This is a genomic window from Clostridium nitrophenolicum, from assembly GCF_055391695.1.
Genome location: NZ_AP042469.1, coordinates 326,909 through 352,978, shown reverse-complemented (window position 1 = coordinate 352,978; position 26,070 = coordinate 326,909). Strand labels below are relative to the sequence as shown.

Annotated in this window: 10 protein-coding genes, 5 tRNA genes and 6 rRNA genes; 4 read left to right on the top strand and 17 right to left on the bottom strand. The window is 38.9% G+C overall.

Annotated elements, in window-relative coordinates; all coding sequences use genetic code 11:
* Positions 1-16: 16 nt before the first annotated feature.
* Both ACZ5N4_RS01625 and ACZ5N4_RS01620 read right to left on the bottom strand, forming a co-directional pair.
* Positions 17-1,939 carry an aconitate hydratase gene (locus ACZ5N4_RS01625; RefSeq protein WP_464206573.1) on the bottom strand — a complete coding sequence of 641 codons (1,923 nt, stop codon included), beginning with the start codon at positions 1,937-1,939 and terminating at the stop codon, positions 17-19.
* Between the two features lie 103 nt (positions 1,940-2,042).
* Entirely contained in the window at positions 2,043-3,407 is a 1,365-nt protein-coding gene (locus ACZ5N4_RS01620; protein WP_464206571.1) for a 2-isopropylmalate synthase, read from the bottom strand.
* 554 nt (positions 3,408-3,961) lie between these two features.
* On the opposite strand from ACZ5N4_RS01620, the gene ACZ5N4_RS01615 reads away from it, so the two are divergent.
* Entirely contained in the window at positions 3,962-5,422 is a 1,461-nt protein-coding gene (locus tag ACZ5N4_RS01615) for an NADP-dependent glyceraldehyde-3-phosphate dehydrogenase (RefSeq protein ID WP_464206569.1), read from the top strand.
* Between the two features lie 41 nt (positions 5,423-5,463).
* Here ACZ5N4_RS01615 and ACZ5N4_RS01610 read toward each other — a convergent pair whose 3' ends face one another.
* Complete coding sequence (locus ACZ5N4_RS01610; RefSeq protein WP_464206567.1) at positions 5,464-6,186, bottom strand: lysophospholipid acyltransferase family protein; 723 nt, start codon at positions 6,184-6,186, stop codon at positions 5,464-5,466.
* Positions 6,187-6,373: 187 nt separating this feature from the next.
* On the opposite strand from ACZ5N4_RS01610, the gene ACZ5N4_RS01605 reads away from it, so the two are divergent.
* On the top strand, positions 6,374-7,240 hold the full coding sequence (locus ACZ5N4_RS01605; protein WP_464206565.1) for a ComEC/Rec2 family competence protein: 867 nt from the start codon (positions 6,374-6,376) through the stop codon (positions 7,238-7,240).
* 142 nt (positions 7,241-7,382) lie between these two features.
* Here the strand turns inward: ACZ5N4_RS01605 and ACZ5N4_RS01600 are convergent.
* The 13 genes from ACZ5N4_RS01600 to ACZ5N4_RS01540 all read right to left on the bottom strand — a co-directional run bounded on the left by ACZ5N4_RS01600 (position 7,383) and on the right by ACZ5N4_RS01540 (position 20,487).
* Positions 7,383-7,457 (bottom strand) — tRNA-Asn (locus tag ACZ5N4_RS01600).
* A 7-nt stretch (positions 7,458-7,464) separates the two neighbouring features.
* Positions 7,465-7,581: ribosomal RNA gene (gene rrf, locus ACZ5N4_RS01595) — 5S ribosomal RNA — on the bottom strand.
* A gap of 187 nt (positions 7,582-7,768) precedes the next feature.
* Positions 7,769-10,662 (bottom strand): 23S ribosomal RNA (locus ACZ5N4_RS01590).
* Positions 10,663-11,005: 343 nt separating this feature from the next.
* Positions 11,006-12,514: ribosomal RNA gene (locus ACZ5N4_RS01585) — 16S ribosomal RNA — on the bottom strand.
* The 16S, 23S and 5S rRNA genes sit together here with 1 tRNA gene alongside, the layout of an rRNA operon.
* A 384-nt stretch (positions 12,515-12,898) precedes the next feature.
* Positions 12,899-13,726, bottom strand: a complete 828-nt coding sequence (gene folK, locus ACZ5N4_RS01580; RefSeq protein ID WP_464206563.1) for a 2-amino-4-hydroxy-6-hydroxymethyldihydropteridine diphosphokinase — start codon at positions 13,724-13,726, stop codon at positions 12,899-12,901.
* 147 nt (positions 13,727-13,873) lie between these two features.
* Positions 13,874-14,353 (bottom strand): HD domain-containing protein, encoded by a 480-nt coding sequence (locus ACZ5N4_RS01575; protein WP_464206561.1) that lies wholly within the window; start codon positions 14,351-14,353, stop codon positions 13,874-13,876.
* Positions 14,354-14,370: 17 nt separating this feature from the next.
* A complete protein-coding gene (gene folE, locus ACZ5N4_RS01570; protein WP_464210787.1) occupies positions 14,371-14,925 on the bottom strand; it encodes a GTP cyclohydrolase I FolE in 555 nt (184 codons plus the stop codon).
* A 301-nt stretch (positions 14,926-15,226) separates the two neighbouring features.
* Positions 15,227-15,302, bottom strand: a tRNA-Phe gene (locus ACZ5N4_RS01565).
* Positions 15,303-15,310: 8 nt separating this feature from the next.
* Positions 15,311-15,427, bottom strand: a 5S ribosomal RNA gene (gene rrf, locus ACZ5N4_RS01560).
* Positions 15,428-15,614: 187 nt separating this feature from the next.
* A 23S ribosomal RNA gene (locus ACZ5N4_RS01555) occupies positions 15,615-18,508 on the bottom strand.
* A 227-nt stretch (positions 18,509-18,735) separates the two neighbouring features.
* Positions 18,736-18,812, bottom strand: a tRNA-Ile gene (locus ACZ5N4_RS01550).
* A 3-nt stretch (positions 18,813-18,815) separates the two neighbouring features.
* Positions 18,816-18,891 (bottom strand) — tRNA-Ala (locus ACZ5N4_RS01545).
* Between the two features lie 87 nt (positions 18,892-18,978).
* A 16S ribosomal RNA gene (locus tag ACZ5N4_RS01540) occupies positions 18,979-20,487 on the bottom strand.
* A gap of 1,200 nt (positions 20,488-21,687) precedes the next feature.
* On the opposite strand from ACZ5N4_RS01540, the gene adhE reads away from it, so the two are divergent.
* Together adhE and ACZ5N4_RS01530 are read left to right on the top strand one after the other, a co-directional pair.
* Entirely contained in the window at positions 21,688-24,318 is a 2,631-nt protein-coding gene (gene adhE / locus ACZ5N4_RS01535) for a bifunctional acetaldehyde-CoA/alcohol dehydrogenase (RefSeq protein ID WP_464206559.1), read from the top strand.
* A 522-nt stretch (positions 24,319-24,840) separates the two neighbouring features.
* Positions 24,841-24,929, top strand: a tRNA-Leu gene (locus ACZ5N4_RS01530).
* Positions 24,930-25,100: 171 nt separating this feature from the next.
* Here ACZ5N4_RS01530 and ACZ5N4_RS01525 read toward each other — a convergent pair.
* On the bottom strand, positions 25,101-25,931 hold the full coding sequence (locus ACZ5N4_RS01525) for an undecaprenyl-diphosphate phosphatase (RefSeq protein ID WP_464206557.1): 831 nt from the start codon (positions 25,929-25,931) through the stop codon (positions 25,101-25,103).
* Positions 25,932-26,070: the final 139 nt, after the last annotated feature.

Genomic DNA, 26,070 nt, shown 5'->3' with positions numbered 1-26,070 from the left:
AATCGCCTCCAAAAATTTACTGACCAATCTTAACTAGGTTAAGCAATCCGCCTGCTTTTATCATTTTCTTTTGTCTATCTGTAATATTTAACAACATTCTATACTCTTCACACTTACTCTTATTCTTAACAACAATTATTCCTTTATCTACTTGCTCAACTGCATTTTCAATCAAAATTTCATCCATATCCTTTATCTTATTGTAGTCACCCTCATTCTCAAATACAAGAGGCATAATACCGTTATTTATAAGGTTAGCCATGTGTATTCTAGCAAAAGACTTAGCAAGTACAGCTTTTATTCCAAGATATAATGGTGCTAAAGCCGCGTGCTCTCTACTTGATCCCTGCCCATAGTTATCTCCACCAACTATAAAACCACCACCATATTGTTTAGCTTTACTTGGAAAGTCTTTATCACATGGTGTTAAACAATACTCTGAAAGATAAGGAACATTTGATCTATAAGGTAAAAGCTTAGCATTTGAAGGCATAATATGATCTGTAGTTATATTATCTCCAACCTTAGTTAATACCTTTCCTTCTACTATACTTTCCAATGCTTTTGCCTTAGGGAATGGTTTTATATTAGGTCCTCTAACTACTTCTACGTCTTCACCTTCTACTGCCGGAGGAACTATTAAATTATCATTTATAATGAATTCCTTTGGCATCTCTATATCAAAAGCTTCTCCCAGTTTTCTTGGATCTGCTATATAACCTTTTAACGCAGAAACAGCTGCAATTTCAGGACTAACTAGATAAACATTAGCAGATGTTGTACCAGATCTTCCCTCAAAGTTTCTATTAGAAGTTCTAAGAGATACCCCATTTGTAGCAGGTGATTGTCCCATGCCTATACAGAAGCCACAAGCTGACTCTAAAATTCTTGCTCCTGCATCAATCATTGTAGCCAAAGCCCCATTTTTAGCAAGCATATTTAAAACTTGCTTTGATCCTGGTGCAATAACTAATGATACCCTTTCATTGACAGTCTTTCCTTCTAATATTTTAGCTACCCTCATCATATCTGCATAGGATGAATTTGTACAACTTCCTATACATACCTGATCTACTTTTATATCTTTCAATGAAGCAGCCGATACAACATTATCAGGACTATGAGGACATGCTACTAGCGGCTCTAATTCTGATAAATCTATTGTTACTTCTTCATCATATACAGCATCTTCATCAGCCTTTAATTCTATGAAATCTTTCTCTCTGCCCTGCGCTTTTAAAAACTCATATGTTACATCATCACTTGGAAATAATGATGTTGTTGCTCCAAGCTCAGCACCCATATTGGTTATAGTAGCTCTTTGTGGTACAGATAGAGTTTTAATTCCATCCCCACAGTATTCGAATACTTTTCCTACTCCACCTTTAACAGTAAGCCTTCTTAAAAGCTCTAATATAATATCCTTAGCAGATACCCAATCTCTTAACTTTCCTATTAGGTTTACTTTAACCACTTTAGGCATACTAATGTAATATTCTCCGCCGCCCATAGCAACAGCAACATCAAGCCCGCCTGCTCCCATAGCAAGCATTCCTATTCCACCACCTGTAGGTGTGTGACTATCTGAACCTAAAAGAGTATCTCCCGGAACACCAAATCTCTCTAAATTTACTTGATGGCATATTCCATTACCAGGCTTCGAAAAATATATTCCGTGTTTTTTAGCTACGCTTTGAATATATAAGTGGTCATCTGCATTTTCTGGACCTGATTGAAGTACATTATGATCAATATAAGCAACTGATCTTTTTGTTTTCACCTTGTCTATCCCCAACGCCTCAAATTGTAGGTATGCCATTGTCCCAGTTGAATCTTGAGTTAAGGTTTGATCTATTTGTATGGCAATTTCTTTACCAGCAACCATTTCACCTTTTAGTAGGTGATTTTTAATTATTTTTTGAGCAACATTTAATCCCATTACTACTCCTCCATCCAAAGTTTGTTACTACATCTTCAATTTTTATATCCTGAATTGCAGTTACTACATATAAGTTAACTGACCGCCTAGTAACCCTATAGTATTAGCTTGCTCTATTCTTTTCATTTATTTCAGGCATTATCCTATCCACCAATAATTCTAATTCATTGTTACCAATAATAGTTGTTCTACCCTCTGCATATTGCTCATCTACCCATTCCTTCATCTCAGCTACTCTTGGATCTTTTTTATTAATCTTATCTCCATCTTTTAATCTATAATAAGTATTAATCCAAGCAGCAATTCCCGCAAGTCCTGAATATTGGTTAACTGCGACTACTACTGGTCTTCCAAGTATCTTATCTGTATCAAATATATTATATATTTCTTCATCTTTGAGTATTCCATCTGCATGTATACCAGCTCTTGTTACATTAAACTGACTTCCTACAAAAGGAGTTCTTGGTGGTATATCATATTTCATTTCCTTAGCAAAATACTCTGCTAATTCTGTTATAACATTAAGCTTCATGTTTCCGGTTGTACCTTTTAACTGTGCGTATTCAAATATCATAGATTCTAGCGGACAATTTCCTGTTCTTTCTCCTATTCCTAAAAGTGATGTATTTATTGAGGAGGCGCCATAAAGCCATGCTGTAGTTGAATTACTTACTACTGCATAAAAATCGTTATGACCATGCCATTCTATACACTCTGAAGGAACACCACAGTTTGTTCTAAGTCCATGAATAAGTCCTTGTACACTTCTTGGAAGTGCTGTACCACCGTATGGAACACCAAGTCCTAAAGTATCACAAACCCTTACTTTTATAGGAACATTCGCTTCTTTTGAAAGTTCCATAAGTCTATTTACAAAAGGCACTACAAATCCATAAAAATCAGCCCTAGTTATATCTTCTAAATGACATCTTGGACGTATACCACTTTTTAATGCTTCTTCAACGATAGACAAATACATATCCATAGCTTTTTGTCTTGATACATTTAGCTTTTTAAATATATGATAATCTGAGCAAGACATAAGCATACCAGTTTCTTTTATCCCCATCTCTTTTACTAACTTAAAATCTTCCTTATTAGCTCTTATCCATGATGTTACTTCTGGAAATTTATATCCTCTTTCCATACAAACTTGTGCCGCTCTTCTATCTTTTTCTGTATATAAGAAAAACTCAGTTTGTTTAATTATTCCTGAATTATTATCTAATTCATGAAGATAATCAAATATTCTTATAATCTGTTCAGCAGCATAAGGCGGCATGGATTGTTGTCCATCTCTAAAGGTAGTGTCTGTGATCCATATATTTTCAGGTAAATCCATAGGAACCTGTATTTGATTGAAAGCCACCTTAGGAACATCAGAATAAGGGAATATATCTTTATAAAGATTTGGAACATCTACATCCTGTAAATAATGCTCATATGAAGATTTTTTTATAATACTCATGTTTATCCTCCTTAACCTCAAACATATTGGACTAATATTTAAAAATCCTATTTTGAATGATATCCATTCAAAAATTGCATTAATGCTATCTGTGAATATTTTTATTTCTGTTAGTAATTATTCTGTTTATTTGTATATTTATTAATTTTATCTAGTAACTTCAATATATATTAGCATATTTATGCCTATATTGTAACATTTCCATTTTATATTGGCAAATAAAAATTTTTATATTATTGTAATTTTAGTTCGTCATTTTTTCACATTTAGCTTTTTTACTTAAAAATAGGACCTTTTTGCTTTGAAATTGGCACCATGTATTGTTATTGACTTATTTTCATATATCATTACTATTAAACTCTTCCTACAATATACTTCAAAAACCTTTATCTTTTTTTAATTTTTTATCAATACTATTAAAAATAAGTTCTAAAAATCAAAAAATCTTCAATCGTAAAAAGCTATAAATTGTAATATTTTTTTTATTTAAGCTTAAACTAAAACATATATTTATCATTTATTTATCATTTATTTAATATATGGAGATGAAATTTATGTTTGAAAATATAAAAGAAGGTCTAGTCTATAAGAATCTTTTCAATGGGGAATGGATTAAATCTAGAAGTGAATCAATCATAGATGTGCACTCTCCAGTTAACGGCGATGTTATTGGAAAAGTGCAGGCTATGACAAAAGATGAAATTGATAAAACCATAGAAAACTCTAAAAGAGCACAAAAAGACTGGTCAGAAAAACCTATAAACGAAAGAGCTGCTGTATTGCATGAATGCGCAAACCTTTTAGAGGAAAACATATCTGTATTATCAGATTTTCTTCAGAAAGAGATTGCAAAAAATAAAAGTTCTGCAATATCTGAAGTGAAAAGAACTGCAAGCTTTATAAGATTTACTGCAGACGAGGCAAAACACATGGAAGGTGAAACTATAACAGGAGATAATTTTCCTGGATTTAAAAAGAATAAAGTATCCTTTGTTCATAGGATTCCTTTGGGTACAGTATTGGCTATTTCTCCATTTAACTACCCGATAAATCTTTCTGTATCAAAAATTGCCCCTGCCTTAGCAGCAGGAAACAGTGTAATACTGAAACCTCCCAGCCAGGGTTCTATAAGTGCTTTGTACGTTGCTGAAATATTTAATAAAGCTGGAATACCAAAAGGTGTACTAAACACAGTAACAGGTAAGGGCTCTGAAATAGGAGACTATATCGTTACTCATCCTGGAATTGACTTTATAAATTTTACAGGGAGCACAGAGGTAGGTAAGCATATAGCAGTAATTGCAGGTATGGTACCTATGCTTATGGAACTTGGTGGGAAAGATGCTGCTATTGTGCTTGAGGATTCAGACTTAAGAGATGCGGCAAAGGATATAGTTGCAGGTGCTTATATATATTCTGGTCAAAGATGCACAGCAATTAAGCGGGTTCTTGCTATAAATAATATCTCTGATAAACTTGCAGAACTTATGCTAGAGGAAATAAAAAAACTTAAAGTTGGAATGCCAGAAGATGACTGCGAAGTAACCCCTCTTATTAATAGTTCTTCTGCAGATTTTGTTCAGGAATTAATAGATGATGCCTTGAGAAAAGGCGCAAAATTACTTACCGGTAATAAACGAGAAAAAAACTTAATGTATCCTACTCTACTTGACAATGTTACTACAGATATGCGCATTGCTTGGGAAGAACCTTTTGGTCCAGTTTTGCCGATACTACGAGTACAAAGCGTTGACGAGGCCATAGAAATTGCTAATAAATCTCAGTATGGTCTACAATCTTCTGTCTTTACTAAAAACATAGATTATGCTTTTCACGTTTCAAGTAAGTTAGAAGTCGGTACTGTCCAAATTAATGATAAGACTGAGAGAGGGCCTGATCACTTTCCATTCTTAGGTGTTAAAGCTTCTGGTATGGGTACTCAAGGAATAAGATATAGTATTGAATCCATGACTAGAAAAAAAGTTATTGTACTTAACATCCATGAATTTTCCTAATAAACTCTGGTGAAATTTTTGAGTTTAAATCATCTACTAATTTAAGTAGATGATTTAATATTATTTACAATAATTTTTCTTACATCTTCAGCAAGACTATTTTGCTGTTCTTTTGACAGTTCTTTTGGATATATAGGTTTTTCTATAGTAATTCTAACTTTTCTTTCACTCTTACCATATTCACTATTTCTTTCTAGTAACTTATAGCTTCCATCAATAGTAACCGGTACCACAGGAACCCCTGCCTTTAAAGCTAGTTTCATGCTTCCCTTTTTAAATTCACCTACTGTTAGTCCCTTACTTCTAGTGCCCTCTGGAAAGATAACCATACTATGTCCTTTTTTAAGTATTTCTACTCCTTCATTCATGGACTTCATAGATTCCCGTATATTGTTTCTATCTATGAATATACAGTTTATCTGTTTCATCCAGTAACTAAAAGTTTTAAATTTAAGAAGTTCCTTTTTAGCAATAAAACCTACTGGTCTGTCAAGTATATTTAAAAAAATCGGTATATCAAAATTTCCTTGATGATTTGATACATAAAGACATGTTTCTTCAGTAATATTTTCTTTTCCTACTACTTCAACATTAGCATGTACTTTATTTAGTACATGATTGCTCCACTCTTCAACAGTTTTATTTATATATTGCTGAACATCTTCCTCAGTACCATGCTTTTTTAACTTTTCTAACTTAAACTTTTGTAATAGGGTCTTGCCCATGTAAATTGAAAAATCTAAATAAAATAAAAATGTTTCCATGAATAAAATTTCTCTCCTTCAGTTAAAATCTTTCCACATCTATATAATGTTATATTATAGCACATTGTTCTCATGATAGCTAATTACTCAATAGGCAAGCTTATAATCAAGACTTTCTCTTTACTTATTCATATAAAATGTTAAACTTATGTTTGTACTACAAATTTATGAAAGGAGATGTATTAGTTTGAAGCGTTTTAAATCCCATTTAAAAACCATAACTGCGCTTTTATTATCAGTATTTATATTCGCTGCATGTAGTAATTCTAATCCAACTGGGGGTACTTCAAATGCAGATACTAAAAATTCTATAAAAATAAGTTACATAGATGTTGGACAAGGAGATAGTGCTTTAATACAAGTTAATGGTAAGAACTTGCTTATTGATGCTGGAACAAACGAAAGCACTAATAAGTTGATCTCTTACCTAGATAAGCAAAACATAAAGAAGCTCGACTATGTAGTTGCTACTCATCCTCACGAAGATCATATAGGGGGAATGGATACTGTAATAAAAAAATATGATATTGGAGAATTTTATGCTCCAAAAAAGCTAGCAAATACTAAAACCTTCGAAAGTATGATGAATGCACTAAAATCTAAAAACTTAAAGATAAATGTTGCTAAGGCTGGAGTTAACTTAGATTTAGGCAAAAATGTAAAATGCGAAATGATTGCTCCTAATGCTGATAACTACGAGGATGTTAACAATTACTCAGCTGTCATCAAAATAACCTATGGTAATTCAAAATTTCTATTTACAGGAGATGCTGAAAAGCTAAGTGAAAAAGAAATATTGAACAAGAACTATGATATATCCGCTGATGTCCTTAAGGTAGGCCATCACGGAAGTTCCTCATCCTCATCAAAACCATTTTTAGATAAGGTTACACCTAAAATAGCTATAATAAGCTGTGGTAAAAATAATGACTATGGACATCCTCATCGTGAAACAATGAATGAGCTAACCAAAAGAAAAATTCAAGTATATAGAACGGATGTAGATGGAACTATTGTACTAAGAAGTGATGGAAATAAAATAATAAAACAATAAAAAATGAAAGGAAAGTCAACTGTGACTTTCCTTTTATTTTAATTATTTTAATTTTATCTTATAATATTATTTCTAATTATAAAAGACTGTCTATAAAAACAGTCTTATCGCTTTAGATTTACAAAATTTCAAAAAATAAAAATGGCTCCGTGGAGAGGATTCGAACCTCCAACCCTTCGGTTAACAGCCGAATGCTCCACCATTGAGCTACCACGGAACGCTTTACCTGGCGACGACCTACTCTTCCACAGGGTCTCCCCTGCAGTACCATTGGCACTGTGAAGCTTAACCTTCGTGTTCGGAATGGGAACGGGTGTTACCTTCACGTCATTACCACCAGATCTACAAAAATTGCTATAAGCTTCGCATTACTTCGTCAGCTCCCTCCCTGTGGTACTCATTTACAGATCAGTAAACTCTGTTCCTCGCTCAGTCGCTTCCTTGTACTACTCGCTTCTATCAATTTTTAGTTGTTACTTTTTGTGTTCAGAAACTATTGTTCTCTGAAAATTGCACAGTGAATTGTATTTGGTCAAGCCCTCGACCTATTAGTATCAGTCAGCTGAACATGTTACCATGCTTACACCTCTGACCTATCAACCTTGTGTTCTTCAAGGGGTCTTACTAGCTTACGCTATGGGAAATCTAATCTTGAGGTGGGCTTCACGCTTAGATGCTTTCAGCGTTTATCCCGTCCCGACATAGCTACCCAGCTGTGCTCCTGGCGGAACAACTGGTGCACCAGAGGTCAGTCCATCCCGGTCCTCTCGTACTAAGGACAGCTCCTCTCAAATTTCCTACGCCCGCGACGGATAGGGACCGAACTGTCTCACGACGTTCTGAACCCAGCTCGCGTGCCGCTTTAATGGGCGAACAGCCCAACCCTTGGGACCTACTTCAGCCCCAGGATGCGACGAGCCGACATCGAGGTGCCAAACCTCCCCGTCGATGTGGACTCTTGGGGGAGATCAGCCTGTTATCCCCGAGGTAGCTTTTATCCGTTGAGCGATGGCCCTCCCACGAGGAACCACCGGATCACTAAGCCCGACTTTCGTCCCTGCTCCACTTGTATGTGTCGCAGTCAGGCTCCCTTCTGCCTTTGCACTCTACGAACGATTTCCAACCGTTCTGAGGGAACCTTTGGGCGCCTCCGTTACTTTTTAGGAGGCGACCGCCCCAGTCAAACTGCCCACCTAACAATGTCCCGTGACCAGATTCATGGCCACCGGTTAGAATCCCAGTACTGTCAGGGTGGTATCCCAAGGATGACTCCACAAAGGCTGACGCCCTTGTTTCTCAGTCTCCCACCTATCCTGTACAGACAATACCGAAACTCAATGCTAAGCTACAGTAAAGCTCTACGGGGTCTTTCCGTCCAATCGCGGGTAGCAAGCATCTTCACTTGCACTACAATTTCGCCGGATTTGTTGTCGAGACAGTGCCCAAGTCATTACGCCATTCGTGCGGGTCGGAACTTACCCGACAAGGAATTTCGCTACCTTAGGACCGTTATAGTTACGGCCGCCGTTTACTGGGGCTTAAGTTCACACCTTCGCTTGCGCTAAGTGTTCCCCTTAACCTTCCAGCACCGGGCAGGCGTCAGCCCCTATACATCAGCTTTCGCTTTAGCAGAGACCTGTGTTTTTGCTAAACAGTTGCTTGGGCCTATTCTCTGCGACCTACTTGCGTAGGCACCCCTTATCGCTAACTTACGGGGTCAATTTGCCGAGTTCCTTGACAACAATTCTTCCGCTGGTCTTAGGATTCTCTCCTCACCTACCTGTGTCGGTTTGCGGTACGGGCACCAACTTCCTCCATAGAGACTTTTCTTGGCAGCGTGGAATCAGATACTTCGCCCATAAGGGCTCCCCATCACGTCTCAGCTAATACAGGCGGATTTGCCTATCCTGTATACCTAAACGCTTAGACGCACATCCAATAGTGCGCACATCTTATCCTCCTGCGTCATCCCATTTGTAATAACGTCAGTTGGCGGTATCGGAATATCAACCGATTGTCCATCACCTACGCCTTTCGGCCTCGGCTTAGGTCCCGACTAACCCTGAGCGGACGAGCCTTCCTCAGGAAACCTTAGGTTTTCGACCAATAAGATTCTCACTTATTTCTCGCTACTTATGCCAGCATACTCACTCCTGTACAGTCCACCGCTCCTTTCGGTACGACTTCAATCCATACAGGAAGCTCCTCTACCGCTCTTTCGAGCCCATAGCTTCGGTGGTAAGTTTTAGCCCCGGACATCTTCGGCGCAGGATCTCTCGACTAGTGAGCTATTACGCACTCTTTGAATGAGTGGCTGCTTCTAAGCCAACATCCTAGTTGTCTTAGAAATCCCACATCCTTTTCCACTTAACTTACACTTTGGGACCTTAGCTGATGATCTGGGCTGTTTCCCTTTTGACCACGGATCTTATCATTCGTAGTCTGACTGCTGAGATTCAAGTATATGGCATTCGGAGTTTGATAGGGTTCAGTAACTGTTGTCAGCCCCTAGCCCATTCAGTGCTCTACCTCCATTACTCATTCTCAACGCTAGCCCTAAAGCTATTTCGAGGAGAACCAGCTATCTCCGAGTTCGATTGGAATTTCTCCGCTATCCACAGCTCATCCCATGGTTTTTCAACACCAACGTGGTTCGGTCCTCCACGGAATTTTACTTCCGCTTCAACCTGTCCATGGATAGGTCACCCGGTTTCGGGTCTACGATATGCAACTTATTGCCCTATTCAGACTCGGTTTCCCTTCGGCTGCGCACCTTAAGTGCTTAACCTTGCTACATATCGTAACTCGCTGGCTCGTTCTACAAAAAGCACGTCATCGCACGTAAAAGTGCTTTGACCGGTTGTGGACACACGGTTTCAGGTTCTATTTCACTCCCCTCCCGGGGTTCTTTTCACCTTTCCCTCACGGTACTGCTTCACTATCGGTCACCAGTTAGTATTTAGCCTTGGGAGGTGGTCCTCCCTGCTTCCCACAAGGTTTCACGTGTCTCGTGGTACTCTGGAGCAGATCTCGTTGCTATTCTTTTCACTTACAGGGCTGTTACCTTCTACGGCGGAGCCTTCCAGCTCTCTTCAATTAAGAAATCACAACTTTTATGATCTGTCCTCAACCCCAGGAACAAGTTCCTGGTTTGGGCTCTTTCCCTTTCGCTCGCCGCTACTTAGGAAATCGATTTTTCTTTCTCTTCCTCCGGGTACTTAGATGTTTCAGTTCCCCGGGTATATCCCTATAAACCTATGAATTCAGTTTACAGTACACTACGTTAGTAGTGTGGGTTGCCCCATTCGGAAATCTTCGGATCACAGGCTATTTGCGCCTACCCGAAGCTTATCGCAGCTTATCACGTCCTTCTTCGACTACTGGTGCCAAGGCATTCACCATGCGCCCTTTGTAGCTTGACCATCTAAATTAATATTACCTTCGCATTACTGCGTCAGCTTCCTTCATTGCGGTGCTCATTTACCTTAAGTAAACTCTGCTCCTCATTCAATTGCTTCCTTGTACTGCTCGCTACTATTAATTTATATTAATTCTTAAATCTACAAAGGTTACTTACTTATATAATAAGTAGTTTTACCTTCAGCTTTACTTTTATTTAATATCACTGTGCAATTTTCAAAGAACAATTGGAGATTTATTTTATCATGTTGATTATTCAAAATCAACTAGTAAATAATCCCTCAAGATTAAACAGAGTGTAAACAAACCTTCAAGATAGAATTACCTATCTTGTCGACTCCTTAGAAAGGAGGTGATCCAGCCGCAGGTTCTCCTACGGCTACCTTGTTACGACTTCACCCCAATCACTAACCCCACCTTCGGCCGCGTCTTCCTTACGGTTAGACTACGGACTTCGGGTGTTGCCAGCTCTCATGGTGTGACGGGCGGTGTGTACAAGGCCCGGGAACGTATTCACCGCGACATGCTGATTCGCGATTACTAGCAACTCCAGCTTCATGTAGGCGAGTTTCAGCCTACAATCCGAACTGAGGGTAATTTTATAGTTTTGCTCCACATCACTGTATTGCTTCTCTTTGTATTACCCATTGTAGCACGTGTGTAGCCCTAGACATAAGGGGCATGATGATTTGACGTCATCCCCACCTTCCTCCCGGTTAACCCGGGCAGTCTCACTAGAGTGCTCAACTTAATGGTAGCAACTAATGATAAGGGTTGCGCTCGTTGCAGGACTTAACCTAACATCTCACGACACGAGCTGACGACAACCATGCACCACCTGTCTTCCTGCCCCGAAGGGCTTCCTCCATTACGAGTAATTCAGGAGATGTCAAGTCTAGGTAAGGTTCTTCGCGTTGCTTCGAATTAAACCACATGCTCCGCTGCTTGTGCGGGCCCCCGTCAATTCCTTTGAGTTTTAATCTTGCGATCGTACTTCCCAGGCGGAGTACTTATTGTGTTAACTGCGGCACAGAAGGGGTCGATACCTCCTACACCTAGTACTCATCGTTTACGGCGTGGACTACCAGGGTATCTAATCCTGTTTGCTACCCACGCTTTCATGCCTCAGCGTCAGTTACGGTCCAGAGAGTCGCCTTCGCCACTGGTGTTCTTCCTAATCTCTACGCATTTCACCGCTACACTAGGAATTCCACTCTCCTCTCCCGCACTCTAGACTTCCAGTTTGAAATGCAGCACCCAAGTTAAGCCCGGGTATTTCACATCTCACTTAAAAATCCGCCTACGCATCCTTTACGCCCAGTAAATCCGGACAACGCTCGCCACCTACGTATTACCGCGGCTGCTGGCACGTAGTTAGCCGTGGCTTCCTCCTTTGGTACCGTCATTATCGTCCCAAAAGACAGAGCTTTACAACCCGAAGGCCTTCATCACTCACGCGGCGTTGCTGCATCAGGCTTTCGCCCATTGTGCAATATTCCCCACTGCTGCCTCCCGTAGGAGTCTGGACCGTGTCTCAGTTCCAATGTGGCCGATCACCCTCTCAGGTCGGCTACGCATCGTCGCCTTGGTGAGCCTTTACCTCACCAACTAGCTAATGCGCCGCGGGTCCATCTCAAAGCGGATTACTCCTTTAATTAGTTCTCCATGCGAAAAACTAATGTTATGCGGTATTAATCTCCCTTTCGGGAGGCTATCCCCCTCTTTGAGGCAGGTTACCCACGTGTTACTCACCCGTCCGCCGCTAATCCATCCCGAAGGATTTCATCGCTCGACTTGCATGTGTTAGGCACGCCGCCAGCGTTCGTCCTGAGCCAGGATCAAACTCTCAATTTAAAAGTTTGAATGCTCATTACTGTTGTTTTTGACTACTAACAAGTAGTTCAAAAGAATTGCTGGTTTAGTTTACTTAATAAAAGTTTAAATAACTTTTAACCTCTGTTTAATTTTCAAGGATCATGTCGCTCTCTCGCAGCGACTATTGTAGTTTATCACAGCTGCTTAACCTTGTCAATAACTTTTTTCAAGTTATTTTTGTTAAGCTTTGTCGTTTCTTCAAGCGACATGTATTATCATATCACTTAATAAAACTTAGTGTCTATAACAAAATGCCTTAATTTAAGTTTATCTTTACTTTACTTATTTATTGTTCGTTATTTCTCACTTTTTTTGTTATAGACACTCTAGGATAAGTTTACTTAACTTTGCTATATCACAATACTATAATTCCTGTTCTTTAGAAATTTTATTCATTAAATCAATAATTCTTTCATTCAACACAGGATGTATGATATATGGCACTATATCAGATAAAGGTTTTAAGACAAATAACCTTTCATGCATTCTTGGATGTGGGACAATAATATTTTCATCTGATGTTATCAAGTTATCATAGAGTAATACATCTAAGTCTATAGTTCTTGGTCCCCACTTTATTATTCTTTCGCGTTTTAAATCTTTTTCTTTATCTAATAAAAAGTTTATCAACCTTTTAGGCGTTAAAAGCGTTTTTACTTCTAATGCACCATTTAGAAAAGTATCTTGCTCTAAATATCCTACTGGCTTTGTTTCATAAAATTTAGAGGTCTTTGTTACCATTGCTACCTCTGAACTATTTATAAGCTCTATAGCAGAGTTTAAGTTATCCTCTTTATTTCCCATATTAGATCCCATAGCAATATATGCTGTATGCCACTGTCTATCAACCTCCACTGCCGCATAGTCCAAAGGCTTTCCTATAGGAGCCCATGGCTTTTTTATCTTAACCTTTACTCTACTAACCATTTGATAATTTACTAATATAAATTTTGCTAATTCTTCCGCAGCTTTCTCAATTAAATCAAACTTTTCTTGTTTGAATTTTTCCTCAACACTAAGACAGAGTTGTGCATAATTGACAGTTTTGGTTAAGTCATCACTTTCTCCAGCTTCACTTAAATCTGTAAAAAGCTCAAGTGATATCAGGAACCTTTGCCCCATATCCTTTTCTTGTTGATTAACACCATGAAAAGCATAAACCTCTAAATCTTTTACATAAATTTTATCCATATTTTTGTTCTCCCTCAATTAATATTTTTATCTTAGAAAAAAAGGTTAAATATATAGTAACCTTATAATCTAATAATAATAAAAAGACTCCCACTTATACAAGCAGGAGTCTATAATTGTACTCTAAGTAATTTAATCTAAAGCGTTCTAATAAAGTATTTTAAGATTTTTCTTTTCTTTTGGCCATTTACATTCATCTAGAGCTGTGCAACTAAAACACCTTCTAGATAGCTTATCACTTAGATAGAAAATATAATTAAAAGTACTTTTTTCACTTTTTTCATTTCTATGATTTAAAATAGCATTTAAAATTATTGTTTTTTCCTCTTGCTTATAATTACACTCATTTAATATATCATCTGCTAGTTTGTAACTGGCAATTTCATGGGGTGTCCCATCTTGGTACTGCATCCATCTACCTATATCATGAAGTAATGCTGCACCATATACTGTTTCCTTATCTATGTTAATTTTGTTTTCTAATACCATTATATATGCTATTCTAGCAACATCCATGAAATGCTGTAAGTCGTGACAACAGAACCTTCTTCCAATTTCCCATTCTTGATTCTTCATTAAATATTCGTTAAATCTATTATTATTTAATATAGAATTTACTTTATCCAAGAAATTACATCCCCTTGTTAAATTTTAATCATTCTATATACTTCATCTCTAAGTTTTTGATCCTCAGCAAACTTCCCTCTTGTAATTGAAGTTACAGTTTTACTTCCTGGCTTTTTTACCCCCCTCATTGTCATACACATATGCTCAGCCTCTATTACAACCATAACACCTAAAGCGCCTAAATGTTCCATTATAGCTTCAGCAATCTGCAGATTCATTCTTTCTTGTAGTTGAGGTCTCTTAGCAAAAACTTCTACAGTTCTTGCCAATTTGCTTAATCCAGCAACTTTGCCATTAGGTATATACGCTATATGCGCTTTTCCGTAAAAAGGAACGAAATGATGTTCACACATAGAATAGAATTGTATATCCTTTTCTAAAATTATACCATCGCTTTCTACGGTAAAAGTTTTCTTTAAATGCTCAGATGGGTTTTCATTCATTCCAGAAAAGATTTCTTTGTACATTCTAGCAATTCTATCAGGAGTTTCTGCTAATCCCTCGCTTTTTGGATCTTCACCTATAGCTTCTATAATCATTTTAACGGCAGCTTTAATTTTATTTTCGTCTATCATAATTCTTTATTGAACTTATTCTATAATAAATGTTCAATAATCCTCCTCTCATATCGAAAGATTCTTTGCAGTACATTAATCAAAATTTTATCTTTTATGAATTAAATAAATATTTCACAATATTATCATAAATTATAACATTTTAATCACAAGTTTACAAGAAGCCCAGAATACAAAATATAACAATCTGGACACGATATTTTTAACCTTTTAAGAGATTCATTAAAATTCATAAAATTTGTAATTATTTCTAGATAATAATAAAAAAGCACTTCAAAATTATATTGAAGTGCTTAATTGGTGGCCAGACCAGGAATCGAACCAGGGACACGAGGATTTTCAGTCCTCTGCTCTACCGACTGAGCTATCTAGCCAAATTATTACCTGGCGACGACCTACTCTTCCACAGGGTCTCCCCTGCAGTACCATCGGCACTGTGAAGCTTAACCTTCGTGTTCGGAATGGGAACGGGTGTTACCTTCACGTCATAATCACCAGATTTGGGGAAAAATTGCTATAAGCTTCGTATCTCTTCGTCAAATCACTCGCTGCGGTGCTCATTTACGATTAGTAAACTCTGCTCCTCGCTCACGCTTTTCCTTGGTCTACTCGCTTCTATCAATTTTTAGTTGTTACTTTTTGTGTTCAGAAACTATTGTTCTCTGAAAATTGCACAGTGAATTGTGTTGGTCAAGCCCTCGACCTATTAGTATCAGTCAGCTGAACATGTTACCATGCTTACACCTCTGACCTATCAACCTTGTGTTCTTCAAGGGGTCTTACTAGCTTACGCTATGGGAAATCTAATCTTGAGGTGGGCTTCACGCTTAGATGCTTTCAGCGTTTATCCCGTCCCGACATAGCTACCCAGCTGTGCTCCTGGCGGAACAACTGGTGCACCAGAGGTCAGTCCATCCCGGTCCTCTCGTACTAAGGACAGCTCCTCTCAAATTTCCTACGCCCGCGACGGATAGGGACCGAACTGTCTCACGACGTTCTGAACCCAGCTCGCGTGCCGCTTTAATGGGCGAACAGCCCAACCCTTGGGACCTACTTCAGCCCCAGGATGCGACGAGCCGACATCGAGGTGCCAAACCTCCCCGTCGATGTGGACTCTTGGGGGAGATCAGCCTGTTATCCCCGAGGTAGCTTTTATCCGTTGAGCGATGGCCCTCCCACGAGGAACCACCGGATCACTAAGCCCGACTTTCGTCCCTGCTCCACTTGTATGTGTCGCAGTCAGGCTCCCTTCTGCCTTTGCACTCTACGAACGATTTCCAACCGTTCTGAGGGAACCTTTGGGCGCCTCCGTTACTTTTTAGGAGGCGACCGCCCCAGTCAAACTGCCCACCTAACAATGTCCCGTGACCAGATTCATGGCCGCCGGTTAGAATCCCAGTACTGTCAGGGTGGTATCCCAAGGATGACTCCACAAAGGCTGACGCCCTTGTTTCTCAGTCTCCCACCTATCCTGTACAGACAATACCGAAACTCAATGCTAAGCTACAGTAAAGCTCTACGGGGTCTTTCCGTCCAATCGCGGGTAGCAAGCATCTTCACTTGCACTACAATTTCGCCGGATTTGTTGTCGAGACAGTGCCCAAGTCATTACGCCATTCGTGCGGGTCGGAACTTACCCGACAAGGAATTTCGCTACCTTAGGACCGTTATAGTTACGGCCGCCGTTTACTGGGGCTTAAGTTCACACCTTCGCTTGCGCTAAGTGTTCCCCTTAACCTTCCAGCACCGGGCAGGCGTCAGCCCCTATACATCAGCTTTCGCTTTAGCAGAGACCTGTGTTTTTGCTAAACAGTTGCTTGGGCCTATTCTCTGCGACCTACTTGCGTAGGCACCCCTTATCGCTAACTTACGGGGTCAATTTGCCGAGTTCCTTGACAACAATTCTTCCGCTGGTCTTAGGATTCTCTCCTCACCTACCTGTGTCGGTTTGCGGTACGGGCACCAACTTCCTCCATAGAGACTTTTCTTGGCAGCGTGGAATCAGATACTTCGCCCATAAGGGCTCCCCATCACACCTCAACTAAGTTTAACGGATTTGCCTGTTAAACATGTCTAAGTGCTTAGACGCACATCCAATAGTGCGCACATCTTATCCTCCTGCGTCATCCCATTTGTAATAACGTCAGTTGGCGGTATCGGAATATCAACCGATTGTCCATCACCTACGCCTTTCGGCCTCGGCTTAGGTCCCGACTAACCCTGAGCGGACGAGCCTTCCTCAGGAAACCTTAGGTTTTCGACCAATAAGATTCTCACTTATTTCTCGCTACTTATGCCAGCATACTCACTCCTGTACAGTCCACCGCTCCTTTCGGTACGACTTCAATCCATACAGGAAGCTCCTCTACCGCTCTTTCGAGCCCATAGCTTCGGTGGTAAGTTTTAGCCCCGGACATCTTCGGCGCAGGATCTCTCGACTAGTGAGCTATTACGCACTCTTTGAATGAGTGGCTGCTTCTAAGCCAACATCCTAGTTGTCTTAGAAATCCCACATCCTTTTCCACTTAACTTACACTTTGGGACCTTAGCTGATGATCTGGGCTGTTTCCCTTTTGACCACGGATCTTATCATTCGTAGTCTGACTGCTGAGATTCAAGTATATGGCATTCGGAGTTTGATAGGGTTCAGTAACTGTTGTCAGCCCCTAGCCCATTCAGTGCTCTACCTCCATTACTCATTCTCAACGCTAGCCCTAAAGCTATTTCGAGGAGAACCAGCTATCTCCGAGTTCGATTGGAATTTCTCCGCTATCCACAGCTCATCCCATGGTTTTTCAACACCAACGTGGTTCGGTCCTCCACGGAATTTTACTTCCGCTTCAACCTGTCCATGGATAGGTCACCCGGTTTCGGGTCTACGACATGCAACTTATTGCCCTATTCAGACTCGGTTTCCCTTCGGCTGCGCACCTTAAGTGCTTAACCTTGCTACATATCGTAACTCGCTGGCTCGTTCTACAAAAAGCACGTCATCGCACGTAAAAGTGCTTTGACCGGTTGTGGACACACGGTTTCAGGTTCTATTTCACTCCCCTCCCGGGGTTCTTTTCACCTTTCCCTCACGGTACTGCTTCACTATCGGTCACCAGTTAGTATTTAGCCTTGGGAGGTGGTCCTCCCTGCTTCCCACAAGGTTTCACGTGTCTCGTGGTACTCTGGAGCAGATCTAGAGTCTTCTCTTTTCACTTACAGGGCTGTTACCTTCTACGGCGGAGCCTTCCAGCTCTCTTCAATTAAGATACCTCTCCGTTTATGATCTGTCCTCAACCCCAGGAACAAGTTCCTGGTTTGGGCTCTTTCCCTTTCGCTCGCCGCTACTTAGGAAATCGATTTTTCTTTCTCTTCCTCCGGGTACTTAGATGTTTCAGTTCCCCGGGTATATCCCTATAAACCTATGAATTCAGTTTACAGTACACTACGTTAGTAGTGTGGGTTGCCCCATTCGGAAATCTTCGGATCACAGGCTATTTGCGCCTACCCGAAGCTTATCGCAGCTTATCACGTCCTTCTTCGACTACTGGTGCCAAGGCATTCACCATGCGCCCTTTGTAGCTTGACCATCTAAATTAATATTACCTTCGCATTACTGCGTCAGCTTCCTTCATTGCGGTGCTCATTTACCTTAAAGTAAACTCTGCTCCTCATTCAGTCGCTTCCTTGTTCTGCTCGCTACTATTAATTTATATTAATTCTTAAATCTACAAAGGTTACTTACTTATATAATAAGTAGTTTTACCTTCAGCTTTACTTTTATTTAATATCACTGTGCAATTTTCAAAGAACAATTGGTGGGCTTAAATGGACTCGAACCATCGACCTCACGCTTATCAGGCGTGCGCTCTAACCAGCTGAGCTATAAGCCCGTATGGTGGAGATAAAGGGATTCGAACCCTTGACCCCCTGCGTGCAAGGCAGGTGCTCTCCCAGCTGAGCTATACCCCCATATTTAAGAAACATTTAGTCTCTCAAAATTAAACAGAGTGTAAACAAACCTTCAAGATAGAATTACCTATCTTGTCGACTCCTTAGAAAGGAGGTGATCCAGCCGCAGGTTCTCCTACGGCTACCTTGTTACGACTTCACCCCAATCACTAACCCCACCTTCGGCCGCGTCTTCCTTACGGTTAGACTACGGACTTCGGGTGTTGCCAGCTCTCATGGTGTGACGGGCGGTGTGTACAAGGCCCGGGAACGTATTCACCGCGACATGCTGATTCGCGATTACTAGCAACTCCAGCTTCATGTAGGCGAGTTTCAGCCTACAATCCGAACTGAGGGTAATTTTATAGTTTTGCTCCACATCACTGTATTGCTTCTCTTTGTATTACCCATTGTAGCACGTGTGTAGCCCTAGACATAAGGGGCATGATGATTTGACGTCATCCCCACCTTCCTCCCGGTTAACCCGGGCAGTCTCACTAGAGTGCTCAACTTAATGGTAGCAACTAATGATAAGGGTTGCGCTCGTTGCAGGACTTAACCTAACATCTCACGACACGAGCTGACGACAACCATGCACCACCTGTCTTCCTGCCCCGAAGGGCTTCCTCCATTACGAGTAATTCAGGAGATGTCAAGTCTAGGTAAGGTTCTTCGCGTTGCTTCGAATTAAACCACATGCTCCGCTGCTTGTGCGGGCCCCCGTCAATTCCTTTGAGTTTTAATCTTGCGATCGTACTTCCCAGGCGGAGTACTTATTGTGTTAACTGCGGCACAGAAGGGGTCGATACCTCCTACACCTAGTACTCATCGTTTACGGCGTGGACTACCAGGGTATCTAATCCTGTTTGCTACCCACGCTTTCATGCCTCAGCGTCAGTTACGGTCCAGAGAGTCGCCTTCGCCACTGGTGTTCTTCCTAATCTCTACGCATTTCACCGCTACACTAGGAATTCCACTCTCCTCTCCCGCACTCTAGACTTCCAGTTTGAAATGCAGCACCCAAGTTAAGCCCGGGTATTTCACATCTCACTTAAAAATCCGCCTACGCATCCTTTACGCCCAGTAAATCCGGACAACGCTCGCCACCTACGTATTACCGCGGCTGCTGGCACGTAGTTAGCCGTGGCTTCCTCCTTTGGTACCGTCATTATCGTCCCAAAAGACAGAGCTTTACAACCCGAAGGCCTTCATCACTCACGCGGCGTTGCTGCATCAGGCTTTCGCCCATTGTGCAATATTCCCCACTGCTGCCTCCCGTAGGAGTCTGGACCGTGTCTCAGTTCCAATGTGGCCGATCACCCTCTCAGGTCGGCTACGCATCGTCGCCTTGGTGAGCCTTTACCTCACCAACTAGCTAATGCGCCGCGGGTCCATCTCAAAGCGGATTGCTCCTTTAATTAGTTCTCCATGCGGAAAACTAATGTTATGCGGTATTAATCTCCCTTTCGGGAGGCTATCCCCCTCTTTGAGGCAGGTTACCCACGTGTTACTCACCCGTCCGCCGCTAATCCACCCCGAAGGGCTTCATCGCTCGACTTGCATGTGTTAGGCACGCCGCCAGCGTTCGTCCTGAGCCAGGATCAAACTCTCAATTTAAAAGTTTGAATGCTCATTACTGTTGTTTTTGACTACTAACAAGTAGTTCAAAAGAATTGCTGGTTTAGTTTACTTAATAAAAGTTTAAATAACTTTTAACCTCTGTTTAATTTTCAAAGACCAAATATTTTGGTTTTATTAGAATATCATACAACTTAATTCTTGTCAACATTTTTCTTTTGTTGATTTCATTAAGTTTTTATCATCTCTCGACGACATGTGTTATTCTATCACAAAACATTGCTTATGAATCTAATATACTCTTATTTATCCGACTTTATCTTTTTTATTCTAATCATATCTACTATTTTTTTGATTTTTCATATACTGATACACTAGGATAAGTTTGCTCTTAAATCTTGTAAAGCCTTACTTAGCTAATTTTATTATTCTGTCAACGAACTCTTTATCTATTTTATAAATTTTAGATCACTTCATTTTTTCCTACATCTATATAGCATCTTAAAATTAATCTATGCACTACTCTATATATATTTATCTTCACCCCTGCTCTATAGAAACACAATTTTTCATTCACTTGTAGACAAACAACTTTGTCTAAATTAGAACTCTATGTAAGTGACTATCACTAAATCAGCACTCTGTGTAAGCGACCATATCAAAATCACAGATTTTTTATGTCTGCTTAAATGTACAGAAGGAATGCAGCTATGAATACAGATAATAAGTAGACTAATTTCCTGATTAGCTTATCCGTAGTACTCTCCCCTAATTTAGAAAGTAATAAAATTTAATCCCATGATAATCTACTGAAACTACTACATGTAAGTTAAGCTTCGAATTTATTTATCTATATAGAAGTAATTTGTTTACTAAACAAAAATATATTTATTAACAATTTATTTTTGTTAAAATCTGTTACATAACTTTTATCCAACTGTTTCACTCTACAAAAGTTAATCATTTAACAATGTTATCTTTACTGTTTCATATAATTTTATTATATTTTTATGCATATTGTTATATTTAGATAACGTTTACACTAATTTTTAACAAAAATATTGATAAAAATTTCTCAAAGTATGATTGACATTTAACAAACAATGATACATAATAGTATTATAAATCACAAGAGTGGTAAACAAAAACAGTAAATACTAACTTACTTAACGATAATTTAGAGTATTAAAAACTCTTTAGTGTGTTCATTAATAAAAACTGAGAAAGAGGTGCTAATCAATGAAAGTAACAAATATTGACGAATTAATGAAAAAATTAGAAGAGGTAAAAGCTGCTCAGAAAAAGTTTTCTACCTACACACAAGAACAGGTTGATGAAATTTTCAGACAAGCAGCAATGGCAGCAAATAACGCAAGAATAAAGCTTGCTAAAATGGCTGTAGAAGAATCTGGAATGGGAATTGTAGAAGACAAGGTTATTAAAAACCACTTTGCTTCAGAATATATATACAATAAATATAAAGATGATAAGACTTGTGGAGTTATAGAAGAAGATGCGTCCTTCGGTATAAAGAAAGTTGCAGAACCAATAGGAGTAATTGCTGCTGTTGTTCCAACAACTAATCCAACATCAACTGCTATTTTTAAAGCACTAATAGCTTTAAAAACTAGAAATGCTATAATCTTCTCCCCTCACCCAAGAGCAAAAAATTCAACTATAGCTGCAGCTAAAATAATTCTAGATGCAGCAGTTGCAGCTGGTGCTCCAGAAGGAATCGTTGCATGGATAGATGAACCATCAGTTGAACTTTCTCAGGTTGTTATGAGCCAAGCAGACATAACTCTTGCAACAGGTGGTCCAGGAATGGTTAAGGCTGCTTACTCATCAGGTAAACCAGCAATCGGTGTTGGTGCAGGTAATACACCAGCTATAATCGATGAAACTGCTCATATAAAAATGGCTGTAAACTCAATACTTCTTTCAAAGACTTTCGACAATGGTGTTATCTGTGCTTCTGAACAATCAGTAATAGCTCTAGACTCAGTATATAATGAAGTAAGAAAAGAGTTTGCAGAAAGAGGAGCTTACATCCTCAAAAAAGATGAAATAGATAAAGTTAGAAATACAATATTAATAAATGGTTCTTTAAACGCTAAAATAGTAGGTCAGTCAGCTTACAAAATAGCTGAAATGGCTGGAGTAAAAGTTCCTGAGACTGCAAAAGTTCTTATTGGAGAAGTAGAATCAGTTGAGCTTGAAGAAGCATTCTCACATGAAAAACTATCCCCTGTTCTTGCTTTATATAGAGCAAAGGACTTTGATGAAGCACTTGCTAAAGCTGAAAGACTTGTTGAGTTAGGCGGATTTGGTCATACATCAGTATTATACGCTGATACTATGACTGCAAAAGACAAAGTAGAAAAATTCGGCGCTGCTATGAAGACTGGAAGAACAATAATAAACATGCCTTCAGCGCAAGGTGCTATAGGAGATTTATATAACTTTAAATTAGCTCCTTCTCTAACATTAGGTTGTGGATCATGGGGTGGAAATTCTGTATCAGAAAACGTTGGTCCTAAACACCTATTAAACATTAAGAGTGTAGCTGAGAGGAGAGAAAATATGCTTTGGTTTAGAGTTCCAGAAAAAGTTTACTTTAAATATGGTTCACTTGGAGTTGCATTAAGAGAATTAAAAGATATGAATAAAAAGAAAGCATTTATAGTAACTGACAAGGTTCTTTACGAATTAGGATACTGCGATAAGGTTACTAAAGTTCTTGAGGAAATCGGAGTTGACTTCAAGATATTTACTGATGTAGAACCAGATCCAACTCTAGCTACAGCTAAAAAAGGTGCTGCTGAAATGATGAGTTACAGTCCAGATACTATTATAGCTGTTGGTGGTGGTTCAGCTATGGACGCTGCTAAGATTATGTGGGTAATGTATGAACACCCAGAAGTAAGATTTGAAGATCTAGCTATGAGATTTATGGATATAAGAAAGAGAGTATACGCTTTCCCTCACTTAGGTGATAAAGCTATGATGATATCAGTGGCAACATCAGCTGGTACTGGTTCAGAAGTTACTCCATTTGCAGTTATAACTGACGAAAAAACAGGCGTTAAATACCCACTTGCCGACTACGAATTAACTCCAGATATGGCTATCGTTGATGCTGAATTAATGATGGGTATGCCAAAAGGATTAACTGCTGCATCAGGTATAGACGCATTAACTCATGCTATAGAAGCTTACGTTTCAGTTCTTGCTTCAGAATTTACAAATGGATTAGCACTAGAAGCTATGAGATTAATATTCAAATACTTACCACAAGCTTATGCTGAAGGTACAACTAGCGTAAAAGCAAGAGAAAAAATGGCTCACGCTTCAACTATGGCTGGTATGGCATTCGCTAATGCATTCTTAGGAGTATGTCACTCAATGGCACACAAACTGGGATCTGCTCACCACATACCACACGGAGTTGCTAACGGATTGTTAATCAATGAAGTTATTAAATTCAACGCAGTGGATAGTCCAAGAAAACAAGCTGCATTCCCACAATATAAGTATCCAAATGCTAAGTGGAGATATGCTAAAATTGCTGATTACCTAAACCTAGGCGGAAACACTGAAGATGAAAAAGTTGAATTATTAATAAAAGCTATAGACGAATTAAAAACTAAGATAAATATACCAATGACTATACATGAAGCTGGAGTTACAAAAGAGAAATTCTTTGCTAGCTTAGATGATATGTCAGAACAAGCTTTTGACGATCAATGTACAGGAGCTAATCCAAGATATCCATTAATAAGCGAAATTAAACAAATGTATATAAATGTTTTCGATAAAGTTGAAACAGTTAAAGAAGCTGCAATAACTAAAGAAGTGAAGAAAAATTAATGAAACTCCTTCTTCTTTCGTCGAATGAGTAAGCGATCATCACAAAATCACAGATTTTGGATGTCTGCTTAACTGTAGAGCTGAGGAACTCCTCAGCTCTAAATTTATTAAGTAACTTAATTAAAAAGGGTGGTGTATGAATATGATAGTATCCATTGATAAAAAATCAGTTGGCTTAATAAAAGAGATGTTAAAAGAACAAAATAAAGAAGCTATTAGAATAGAAAAACGAGGAGTTGGCTGAGGCGGTCTTCAACTAGAAATTGTTCTGGATGAACAAAAACCTAATGATGACGTTGTAATAGATAATGGCATAAAGATTGCAGCTGATAAAAGCTTTTCTTTTTTCTTTACTAGCGCATTGATTACCCATAAGGAGGGCATTTTTGGTCCTAGATTTAAACTTACAACGAAACAATAATTACGAACGATACAATTTTAAAGCGGATAAAAAAATATTTTTACAATGATGTTGACAAAGCACCGTATTTATCATATAATAAACCTTGTCAACAGCGACATGCTGGAGTGGCGGAACTGGCAGACGCACAGGACTTAAAATCCTGCGGGCTTTAAAACCCGTACCGGTTCGATTCCGGTCTTCAGCACCAAGACGAGTTTTTATAACTCGTCTTTTTTATTTTGCTCTATTAAATTATAACTGTTAATATGAACTGTTACTTCTTTTGTCTTGTAAAAATACTTTATCTTATATAAAAGTCTATTTATAAAGAATCTATCTATAAAAAATAAAACCCAGGAAATCCCGAGTTTTATTCTATCTAAGCTATAACCTTTGTAAATGCTAATACAAGTATTATAACTCCAACCAATATTCTATATAGAGCAAAAATCCTCATAGGCTTTCTTTGTAGGAATTTAATAAACTTCTCTACAACTACCAACGCAACAACAAATGACACTACAAAGCCTACTATAAGAGCTATAATCTCAGCACTATTCATTGCTATTCTAAGTTTAATCAGCGAAAGTCCACTAGCAGCTACCATTGTAGGTATAGCTAAGAAAAATGAGAATTCAGCTGCAGCGAATGTATTCAATCCACTTACCCATGCTCCCATTATAGTAGAAGCTGATCTTGACATACCTGGCCATAATGCAAGACATTGAAAACAACCAATCTTAAAAGCTTGTACCACATTTACGTCATCTATACTTCTTGTAGTATTTCCTCTTCTATATTTATTCTCCATAAATATCATTAATAATCCACCAACCACTAACGCTAGTGAAACAGTAACAGCGTTAAATAACTTTTCTTCTATAGTTTTATGTAGAAGAAGTCCAATAACTGCAGATGGTATAAATGCTACTATTATATTAAACCATAGCTTAAATCCTGACTTTCCTGGAGCAAGATTTTCTAATGAGTTTCTTATCTTCTTCCAATACAATACCACAATGGCCAATATAGCACCAAGTTGAATTACCACTTCAAACATATCTATATAAGCTTTTCGATATGCTGGTGATTGAAAGTTAATTAAATTTCCAACAATAATCATATGGCCTGTAGATGATATAGGCAAGAACTCTGTAACACCTTCTACAATACCAATAATAACAGCCTTAAATATAAGCAAAAAATCCATTTTTCACACTCACTCTCTCATTTAGTTTTATACAACATTATAATTATACTATCATTGTTAATCTCCGTACAACAAAACTTTATAAATAAATTATTACAATATAGTTACAAATAGTTTAGACACCTGAAATAGAAATACA